The organism is Streptomyces niphimycinicus, assembly GCF_018883605.1.
Taxonomy (GTDB): Bacteria; Actinomycetota; Actinomycetes; order Streptomycetales; family Streptomycetaceae; genus Streptomyces; species Streptomyces niphimycinicus.
Genome location: NZ_JAHLEM010000557.1, coordinates 1 through 9,707 on the forward strand (window position 1 = coordinate 1; position 9,707 = coordinate 9,707).

General features: G+C 72.0%; 7 protein-coding genes and 1 pseudogene. 3 read left to right on the forward strand and 5 right to left on the reverse strand.

Going from position 1 to position 9,707, the window contains the following annotated elements:
• Positions 1-113 precede the first annotated feature (113 nt).
• The 4 genes from KN815_RS36100 to KN815_RS36115 are packed head-to-tail and all read right to left on the reverse strand — an operon-like array spanning position 114 to position 4,919.
• The gene (locus tag KN815_RS36100) at positions 114-2,216 is read right to left on the reverse strand and encodes a xanthine dehydrogenase family protein molybdopterin-binding subunit (protein ID WP_216346065.1); all 2,103 of its coding nucleotides are present in this window, start codon (positions 2,214-2,216) and stop codon (positions 114-116) included.
• Positions 2,213-3,211: an FAD binding domain-containing protein gene (locus KN815_RS36105; protein ID WP_216346066.1), complete on the reverse strand. Its 999-nt coding sequence runs from the start codon at positions 3,209-3,211 to the stop codon at positions 2,213-2,215. The genes KN815_RS36100 and KN815_RS36105 overlap by 4 nt, the downstream gene beginning before the upstream one ends.
• Positions 3,208-3,834 carry a 2Fe-2S iron-sulfur cluster-binding protein gene (locus KN815_RS36110; RefSeq protein WP_253209452.1) on the reverse strand — a complete coding sequence of 209 codons (627 nt, stop codon included), beginning with the start codon at positions 3,832-3,834 and terminating at the stop codon, positions 3,208-3,210. Before KN815_RS36110 ends, KN815_RS36105 begins: the two co-directional genes overlap by 4 nt.
• An 8-nt stretch (positions 3,835-3,842) precedes the next feature.
• Positions 3,843-4,919 (reverse strand): NAD(+)/NADH kinase, encoded by a 1,077-nt coding sequence (locus KN815_RS36115; RefSeq protein WP_216346067.1) that lies wholly within the window; start codon positions 4,917-4,919, stop codon positions 3,843-3,845.
• A gap of 190 nt (positions 4,920-5,109) precedes the next feature.
• Here KN815_RS36115 and KN815_RS36120 point away from each other — a divergent pair, with 190 nt between their 5' ends.
• Entirely contained in the window at positions 5,110-6,447 is a 1,338-nt protein-coding gene (locus KN815_RS36120) for a radical SAM protein (protein ID WP_216346070.1), read from the forward strand.
• 27 nt (positions 6,448-6,474) lie between these two features.
• On the opposite strand, the gene KN815_RS36125 is transcribed toward KN815_RS36120, so the two are convergent.
• On the reverse strand, positions 6,475-8,484 hold the full coding sequence (locus tag KN815_RS36125; RefSeq protein ID WP_253209451.1) for an APC family permease: 2,010 nt from the start codon (positions 8,482-8,484) through the stop codon (positions 6,475-6,477).
• Between the two features lie 119 nt (positions 8,485-8,603).
• Here KN815_RS36125 and KN815_RS36130 point away from each other — a divergent pair, with 119 nt between their 5' ends.
• Together KN815_RS36130 and KN815_RS36135 are read left to right on the forward strand one after the other, a co-directional pair.
• Positions 8,604-9,215 carry a hypothetical protein gene (locus KN815_RS36130; RefSeq protein WP_216346068.1) on the forward strand — a complete coding sequence of 204 codons (612 nt, stop codon included), beginning with the start codon at positions 8,604-8,606 and terminating at the stop codon, positions 9,213-9,215.
• 240 nt (positions 9,216-9,455) lie between these two features.
• Positions 9,456-9,707 (forward strand): annotated as a pseudogene (locus KN815_RS36135) (cation diffusion facilitator family transporter); the annotation flags it as partial.

Below are 9,707 nucleotides of genomic sequence, written 5' to 3' on the forward strand. Positions count from 1 at the left end.
CGCAGGACGGCCCCCGGAGCCACTGCCGGGCGACCCCGGAAGCCCCGCCCGCACGGACAGCCCCAGGAGCGACGAGCGGCCGCCGCCCCCGGAGCCACTGGCCGCGCGGCCGCTCAGGGGGTGGGCAGCCCCGCGCGCACCCGCTCGAGCGTGATCGGCAGATCGCGGACCCGCACCCCCGTGGCGTGGTACACCGCGTTGGCGATGGCCGCCGCCGTGCCGACGATGCCCAGCTCCCCGACGCCCTTGCTGCCCATCGGGTTCAGCTCGTCATCGTGCTCATCGATCCAGTGCGCCTGGATGTCCCGCACATCGGCGTGGGCGGCGATGTGGTACGAGGCCAGGTCGTGGTTGGCGAAGTCGCCGAACCGCGGATCAACTTCGAGCCCTTCGTGCAGCGCCGTCGAAAGCCCCATGCACATGGCGCCGCGCAACTGCGCCCCTGCCGTCCGGGGGTTGATGATGCGTCCGGCGGCGAACATCCCCAGCAGCCGGTCGACCCGCACCTGACCGGTGACGGCGTCCACCCGCACCTCCGCGAACTCGGCGCCGTAGGCGTGGCGCGAGAACTCCCGGCGCGCCGCGACGTCCTCGGCGGTGTCCGCCCGTTCCTCCAGGCCGCCGGGCGGGATCGCACCGGCGGACTCCTCCAGCCGCTTGGCCAGCGCCCGGCACGCCTTGGACACCGCCCATCCCCAGGAGCTGGTGCCCATCGAGCCGCCCGCGAACGGCGCCTGGCCGTAGGCGCTGCGGCCGATGTCGAGGGTGACCCGGTCGATTCCCACACCGAGTTCGTCCGCCGCCACCTGGGTCAGCGCGGTACGGGCCCCGGTGCCGATGTCGGCCGCGGCGATCCGTACCGTGAACGCGCCGTCGGGCTCGACCCGGGCGGTCGCGGTGGCGGGCCAGGTGATGGCGGGGAAGATGGACGCCGCCACTCCGGTGCCGACCAGCCATCGCCCCTCCCGGCGGCGCCCCGGGGCCGGGTCGCGGCCCGCCCAGCCGAAGCGCGCCGCGCCCTCCCGCAGACATGCCACCAGGTTGCGGCTGCTGAACGGATGGCCGGACTCGGGGTCCACGGACGGCTCGTTGACCAGCCTCAGCTCGATGGGGTCCATGCCCAGCCGCACGGCCAGTTCGTCCATCGCGCTCTCCAGCCCGAACATCCCGGGCGCTTCGCCGGGGGCCCGCATCCACGACGGGGTGGGCACATCCAGCCGCGCCAGGCGATGGGTGGTGCGGCGGTGGGGCGCGGCGTACATGGTGCGGGCGGGGGTGGCCGTCTGCTCGCAGTACGGGGCGAGGGTGGAGCTCTGCTGAAGTGCGTCATGCCACACGGCGGTGAGCCGGCCGTCCCGTTCGGCGCCGAGCCGGACGCGCTGCAAGGTGGGGGTGCGGTACGAGACCATGGTGAACATCTGCTGCCGGGTGGCGGCCACCTTGACCGGACTGCCCACCGCGCGGGCGGCCAGCGCGGCGAGCACCGCGGGCGGGCGGGGCACCGCCTTGGAGCCGAAACCACCCCCCGTGTGGTCGGCCACGACCCGTACCGCGCCCTCGGGCAGGCCGAACAGCCCGGCCAGTTTGGCGGCCGTCATCCAGGGGCCCTGGTCGCCGTTGTAGAGCGTGAGCGAGTCGCCGTCCCAGACCGCGAGGGTGGCGTGCGGTTCCATCGCGCAGGTGTGCTCCGGGGGCGTGGTGTACGTGGCGTCGAGGACGACCGGCGCCGCGGCGAGGGCGGCCTCCACATCGCCGTTCTCGGTGTGCCCCGGATAGCCGCCGTTGACCGTGTCGGGGACGACGATACGCGGATCGCCGTCCGTCAGCTCGCAGTCGTGGTCGTCCACGTCGTACTCGATCCGCACCGCCGCCGCGGCCTGACGGGCCGTCTCGAAGGTGTCCGCCACCACGGCCGCCACGATCTGCCCCCGGTAGGCGACGTCGGCGGATTGCAGCACGGCGAGTTCGGGATCGTCGGTCGGGTGCAGCCGGGGCGCGTTGCCGCTGTCGAGCACGGCGATCACGCCGGGGAGGGTCCGGGCCGCCGCGGCGTCGACGGCGCGCACCCTGCCGCGCGGGATGGTGGACTGCACCGCCCACCCGTACAGGGCGTCCGGCACCGGGTACTCATAGGCGTAGAGCGCCGTGCCGGTGACCTTCTCGCGTCCTTCGACACGGGTCACCTCCGCGCCCACGGTCCGCTGGAGCGTGGTCATCGACGCTGCCCTCCCACGAGGTCGCGTACGGCCGAGGTGATGACATCCACCGCGAGATCGATCTTGAACGCGTTCTGTGGCAGCGGGCGCGCCGAGGCGAACTCGGCCCGTGCCGCCTGCCGCAGGGTCTCCTCGGTCGGCTGCCGGCCGAGGAGCAGCCGCTCGGTCTCGCGGGCCCGCCAGGGGCGGGTGCCCACGCCGCCGAGCCCCAGCCGGATCTCCCGCAGTGCGCCGTCGGGGTCCGTGGCGGCCACGGCGGCCACCGACACCACGGCGAACGCGTAGGACCAGCGGTCGCGGACCTTGCGGTAGGACATGGCGGCGCCCTCGGGGGGCGGTGGCAGCTCGACACCGGTGATCAGATCGCCCGGTTGCAGCACCGTCTCGCGGTCCGGGGTGTCGCCGGGCAGCAGGTAGAAGTCGTTCAGCGGCACCGCGCGGGGGCTGCCGTTGACCCGCCGCAGATGGACGACCGCGTCGAGCGCGGCCATCGCCACCGCCATGTCCGAGGGGTGGCTCGCCACGCAGAAGTCGGAGGTGCCGAGCACGGCCAGGTCGCGGTGGAGTCCCTGGATGGCCGAACAGCCGGTTTCCGGCCGCCGCTTGTTGCAGGGTTTGGTGACGTCCTGGAAGTACACGCAGCGGGTGCGCTGCAACAGGTTGCCGCCGGTGGTGGCCACTGTCCGCAGTTGCCCGGAGGCCCCGGACAGCAGCGATTCGGCCAGTGCCGGGAAGCGCTCGCGGACGCCGGGGTCTCCGGCGAGCCGGCTGCCCGAGACCAGCGCGCCGATGAGCACACCGCCGTCCGGGCGGTGCTCGATGGTGTCGTACGGGAGCCGGGTGATGTCGACGAGCATGGCGGGCTCGGTCACCCCGAGCTTCATCAGGTCCACCAGGTTGGTGCCCCCGGCCAGGTACACCGTCTCGGTGGAGTCGGCCACGAGAGTGGCGGCGGCCCCGGGGTCGGTGGCGCGCTCGTAGGCGAACGGCTTCATCGCGCCCCTCCTGCCGCGCCGGCGCGGGCCGGGGCACCGCCGCCGTCGGCCCCGGCGACCTCCCGGATGGCGGCCACGATGCCGGGGTAGGCCCCGCAGCGGCACAGGTTGCCGCTCATCCGCTCCCGGATCTCATCGGCGTCCAGGTCGCCCGACGCGCCGACTCCGGCCGCCACGTCCTCGGTGACATGGCTGGGCCAGCCGCGCGCGGCCTCGGTGAGCGCGCCGATCGCGGAACAGATCTGCCCCGGTGTGCAGTAGCCGCACTGGAAGCCGTCGTGTTCCAGGAACGCCCGCTGGAGCGGATGGAGTTCCTCCGGGGCGGCGAGCCCCGCCACGCCCTCGATGGTGGTGATGTCGCGGCCCTGGGCGGCCACGGCGAACACCAGGCAACTGTTGACCCGCTCCCCGTCGATCAGGACGGTGCAGGCCCCGCACTGCCCGTGGTCGCACCCCTTCTTGACCCCGGTCAGCGCCAGGTGTTCGCGCAGGGCGTCCAGCAGGGTCACCCGGTGGTCGAGGGTGAGGGGGCGGTCAGCACCGTTGATACGCAGCGTGAGATCGCTGTGAAACGCGTGAGCTGTCACATCACTCAGCCTGGCATCGGGGTGGGCGCCCCGCATCTTCGGCGTCACTCCCCGTGTTCCGCCTCCGGGGGCAGGGGGTCGAAGACCAGCCGCAGATGCGCCAGGTCCGGGGGGATCGGGGAGCTGGGGTGGTAGAACGGCGGGGCGGCGTCGGCGGCGGGCGAGTCGGCCAGCCGGAAGCGGTCCCGCAGCCGGTGGTAGAAGCGCGTCGGCTCGAGCCGCACCAGCCGCAGCCGGTTCGGTGCCCGGTAGGCGGCCACCCAGTCGCCCGGATCCAGCACCCCGCGCAACTGCCCGTCGAGGCTGACCGCCACCCGCCCCGAGGTCGGCAGGACCCGCACGGCGACGGCCTCGTCCACCGCGGCCACCACGGTGCGGTCGAAGGCGATATGCGGGGCGACCGGGGTGAAGACCACCGCGTCCATATGCGGGGAGACCACCGGTCCGCCGGCGGCGAAGCTGTAGGCGGTGGAGCCGGTCGGGGTGGCCACGATGATCGCGTCGGCCGAGTACGAGGCGAGCAACTGCCCGGACACATACACCCCGAGCCCCGCCTGGCGGTCGCGGGCGAGCTTTTCGAAGACCACGTCGTTGACGGCGACGACATCCAGCGGAATGCCCCAGCCGACCTCCTCGGGCCCGCGGCCGGGGCGGACCTTCGGCGGGGGCGGCACGGGGCCCCGCCCGTAACGCAGCAGCGCCTCCATGCCCTCGGGCATCTCCAGCGGCCGGGACGCCCGCAGGGTGAGCAGCATCCGCTCCTCGATCGTGACACGGCCGTCGTGGACGGCGTCCAGCGCGTCCTCCACCTGATCGACGGTGATCTCGGTGAGGAAACCGACCCGCCCCACGTTCACCCCCAGCGCCGCGGCCCCGTTCACGGCGGCGAGCCGGGCGCCGCGCAGAAAGGTGCCGTCGCCGCCGAAGGTGACGATCAGGTCGGGGTGGCCCGCGGCCGCGGCCTCCTCCTTGGCGCTGCGCCGGGGCTGGTCGCCGCGCCAGACGTCCAGTTCGAAGCAGGAGATGTCATGGGCAGCGGCCCAGGCGCGGGCGGTGTGCGCCGCCGCGACAGCGGTGGGGCGGGCCTGGTGGACGACCATGCCGAGCCGGTTGACAGCCATGGCCCTTCCACCGTAGATCGGCCGGCCCCGAGGCGCCCGCCAGGCCGGCACACCGCATGGCCGTCCGGCCGGTCGTGGCGAGGGGGGACACCCTGGAGCTGAACAATCACGCTGATCTATGGTGTTGATCGGCAGATGGCCCGCGGGGGAACCACACCGCGTCCACAGGGAGCCAGGGATGGTGCAGCAGATGGCGAGCCAGAGACGAACCGAGTTGGTCGAGGGCCTGATGGCGAGCTTCCCCCAGGTGCCCCGGGAAGCGGTGATCAAGGAGGACCTGCTGCGCGGCGGCATGGCCTTCGACGAGTCCGCGCTCAGCGGCAACGAGGGCGGCGACGTCAAGCCGAAGTCGTATTTCATCTTCTCGTTCGACCACCGCACCCTGCCGGAGCTGGGCGCCGCGGCCCTCAACCGGCCGCCCGAGGAGATCGTGCTCACCGGCGGGCCGTACGACCTGCGCCGCACCGTGGTGTCCGTCCGCGTCAACCCCACCTCGCCATATGTGGTCCGGGCCGGGGAGGACGGTGCGCTGGGCCTGTATCTGGACGGTGCGCGGATCGCCGATGTGGGGCTGCCCCCGATGCCGGACTACTACCGCCACACCCTGTCGAACGGCAAGTCGGTGATGGAGGTCGCGCCCACCATCCAGTGGGGCTATCTGGTCTATCTGACGGTCTTCCGGGTGTGCCAGTACTTCGGCGCCAAGGAGGAGTGCCAGTACTGCGACATCAACCACAACTGGCGCCAGCACAAGGCGGCGGGCCGCCCGTACACCGGGGTGAAGCCGGTCGAGGAGGTGCTGGAGGCGCTGGAGATCATCGACCGCCATGACACCGCCCGCACCTCCCAGGCGTACACCCTCACCGGCGGCGCGATCACCTCGCATATCGGCGGCCGGGACGAGGCCGACTTCTACGGCCAGTACGCGAAGGCCATCGAGGAGCGCTTCCCGGGCCGGTGGATCGGCAAGGTGGTGGCGCAGGCGCTGCCCAAGGCCGACGTCCAGCGGTTCCACGACTACGGGGTGCGGATCTACCACCCCAACTTCGAGGTGTGGGACCGGCGGCTGTTCGAGCTGTACTGCCCGGGCAAGGAGCGCTACATCGGCCGCGACGAGTGGCACCGCCGGATCCTGGACTCGACCGAGGTGTTCGGCGCGCGGAATGTGATTCCCAACTTCGTCGCGGGTGTGGAGATGGCCGAGCCGTTCGGCTTCTCCTCCGTGGCCGAGGCGATCGACTCCACCGCCGAGGGGCTGCGGTTCTTCATGTCGCACGGTGTCGTGCCCCGGTTCACCACCTGGTGTCCCGAGCCGACGACACCGCTGGGCAAGGCCAATCCGCAAGGCGCCCCGCTGGAGTACCACATCCGGCTGCTGGAGACCTACCGGGCGACGCTGGAGGACTTCGGGCTGGCCTCGCCACCGGGGTACGGCCCGCCCGGGCCGGGGCGGGCGGTGTTCTCGGTGAGCTCGTTCATGGACAGCCTGCCCGCCGCGGAGCCGGAGCAGGAGCCGGTGGCGCCCTGACGTCAACGGCCGCCCCAGGGCCCCTCGTCAGCCGACGTGGACATGGGGGCGACGGCCACGGTCGGGTTCCGCCTCGCGGAGGACCTCACGGGTGACGGGGGCGAGCTCTCCCTGGCCGAAGAGGAAGAAGCGCAGGAAGTGGGCCAGCGGATGGCCCTCCGTCCACTCGAAGTAGATGTGCGGGCGCTGCCCGGTGGCGTCCCGCACCCACAGCAGCAGCGCCGCCAGCGCGTTGGGGATGGTGGCGCTCTGTAGGGTCAGCACCCGGTAGCGGCCGTGCACCACCTCTCCGCACACCTGGAGCTCGCTTTCGAACTCGGACGGGTCGGCGACGGTGACCTCGACGAAGATGATGTCGTCCTCGGGCGGGATGTCGTTGTCCGCGCGGATCTGGTGCTGCTTCTCCCGGTATTCGGCCAGGTCGCGGCGTTCCGGCTTATTGGCGATGAAGCGGATCCTGCGGTGCGCGGTATCGCGCATGAACCGCTCGGCCAGCGGGTCGAACGTCACGCTGGTGACCCGCAGCTCGAACGCCCTGGCGACCCGGGACAGCAGCGATACGGCCAGGATGCCCGCGATGAAGCAGGTGCCGATCTTCACGCCGTCGGGCCGTTCGATGACATTGACCGCGGTGGTGTACAGGAAGATCACCGCGATGACGCCGAAGCCGATGCTCCAGCCGCGCTGCCGGGCGCGCCGGGCGGCGATGGTCACGGCGATGGCGGCGGAGGTGATGAGCACGAGCACACCGGTGGCGTAGGCGCCGCCCTGGGCGTCCACATCCGCCTTGAAGAGCCAGGTCACCAGGAACGCGACGGCGATGAACACCAGCACCATCGGGCGGACCGCGCGCGCCCAGTGGGGTGCCATGCCGTAGCGCGGCAGATAGCGGGGCATCAGGTTGAGCAGTCCGGCCATGGCCGAGGCGCCCGCGAACCACAGGATGGCGATGGTGGAGGCGTCATAGACGCTGCCGAACGCCGAGCCCAGATACTCATGGGCGAGATAGGCCAGGGCGCGCCCATTGGCCGCGCCGCCCGGTTCGAACTCCTGCTGCGGGATCAGCAGGGTCGTGATGAAGCTGGAGGTGATGAGGAAGATGCTCATGATCACCGCGGCGGTGGTCAGCAGCTTCCTGGCGCCCTGGATACGCCCGGCGGGACGCTTTGGGGTGTCGCCCGGTTTGCCCTCGATATGCGGCATGACGGCCACTCCGGTCTCGAACCCGGACAGGCCGAGGGCCAGCTTCGGGAAGATCACCAGCGCCACGCCGATCATCACCAGAGGACTGCCGCGCTCGGCGACCAGCGCGTGCGACCAGTCCGGGATCACATGCGGCGCGGTGCAGACATGCCACAGCCCGACCGCCACCACGACGGCGTTGAGCAGCAGATAGACCGCGACCAGCACCACCGCGATCCCGATGGCCTCGGTGAACCCCTTGAGGAACACCGCGCCGAGCAATCCCACCAGGACCAGGGTGACGGCCACCTCATGACCGTGCAGGGTCGAGGTGAAATGCGGATTCTCCACCAGGTGGGCGGTGGCGTCGGCGGCGGAGAGGGTGATGGTGATGAGGAAGTCGGTGGCCGCGAAGCCGAGCAGGGTGAGGACGAACAGCTTGCCCTTCCAGAAAGTCAGCAGCCGCTCCAGCATCGCGATCGAGCCCTGGCCGTGCGGGCTCTCCTCGGCCACTCTGCGGTACACCGGGAGCGCGCCCACCAGGGTCACCACCACCAGCACCACGGTGGCCAGCGGGGAGAGCAGCCCGGCCGCCAGGGCGGCGATACCGGGCTGGTAGCCGAGGGTGGAGAAGTAGTCCAGACCGGTCAGGCACATGACCCGCCACCACGGCCGGCCGTCGTGTGCGCTTTCCTGCTCGGCGTACGGGCCGGGCTGGCGCTTGGCGATATCGGTCAGGCCCGCCAGCAGCCATCCGCGCAACCTGTGCCGTGCCCCGCCATCGGAGGCGCCGCCGCCAGAGGTGGACGAGACCACGGGGTACTCCCGTCGTACGGCGAACAGGTCCCAGGCCATCGGTGAGACCCTTCGGTCAGCGTATGCGGGCCGGCCGGCCACCACCCGGCCGGTGCCGCCGGCCGAAGGACATCGCTTTCTCAGTGGGTTTTCATCTTCGGTCCGTACGGTTGCGGCACATGGACACCACCAAGACCGACCAACCGACCGACACCGCCGTGCGGCCCGCGGAAGGCGAGGAAGAAGCCACGGCGGAGGGTGCCCCGAACGCTGTTCCGGACCCGCAGGAAACCTCGGACCCGCAGGAAACCTCGGACCCGCAGGAAGCACCGGAGCTCGAGGAAACGTCCGACGACATCGGAGCTCCCGCCCCGGCCACCATGCCGAGCGTCCTCCCCGGCGCCGCCTCGGTCGTCGCCGCCGGCCTCGGGCTCGCCTCGCTCTCCGGCACCTGGCTCGGCACCATGCTCCAGGAGCGCAAGCAGCTCACCGGCCAGATCAAGGCCCAGTCCGGGTCGGCCGCCGATCAGATCGCCACGGTGTACGGCACTCCGTGGCACACCACGGCCCTCGTCAACGGGCTCTTCGCGCTGGCCGCCGTGGTGATCGCCGCTGTGGTGCTGCTGCGCCAGCGGCGGCCCGTCACGACCGGGGCACCCTGGGTGTCCGCGGTGGCCTGGGGAGCGGTGGCGCTCGGCGTGATCGGTCTGCTGATCGCCGCCGCCATGGGGCTCGACATCTTCAGCGAGCTGCCGAAGGTGCCCGCCTCCCCGAACACTCCGGCCGGCTGATCGGACCCGTCGGGCCGGCTGCCCCGATCCGAGCGCGCCCCGTGGTCCGGATGGCTCACGCGGGGCGCGCTCCGTCGTCGGGGCGGGTCATGATGCGCACGTCGGGGCATGCCACGGTGCGCACGTCACGATTGAGGTCCCGGCATCGGGACACCCGCGAGAGGGACAGGCCGTCCGGCCGCCCCCGGCGGAGAGCGCCACCAGGACGGCACGGACTTCCGCCTACGGAGTTTCCCGCCGATGAGCCGTTCCTCGACGTCCCCCTCCGACCGGCACGGGACACCGCGCACACCGCATACGCCGGACCCACCGGAGCCCTCGCACGCACCGGACGCACCGGACGCACCGGACGCACCGGACGCACCGGACGCACCGGACAGCCGACCTGAGCCGGACGGGCCCGACGCACAGGGGGGCCAGGACGCCCGGACCGCCGTCACCGTCTTCGTCGCGCTCGGGGCCAACCTGGTCATCGCGCTGGCCAAGGCCATC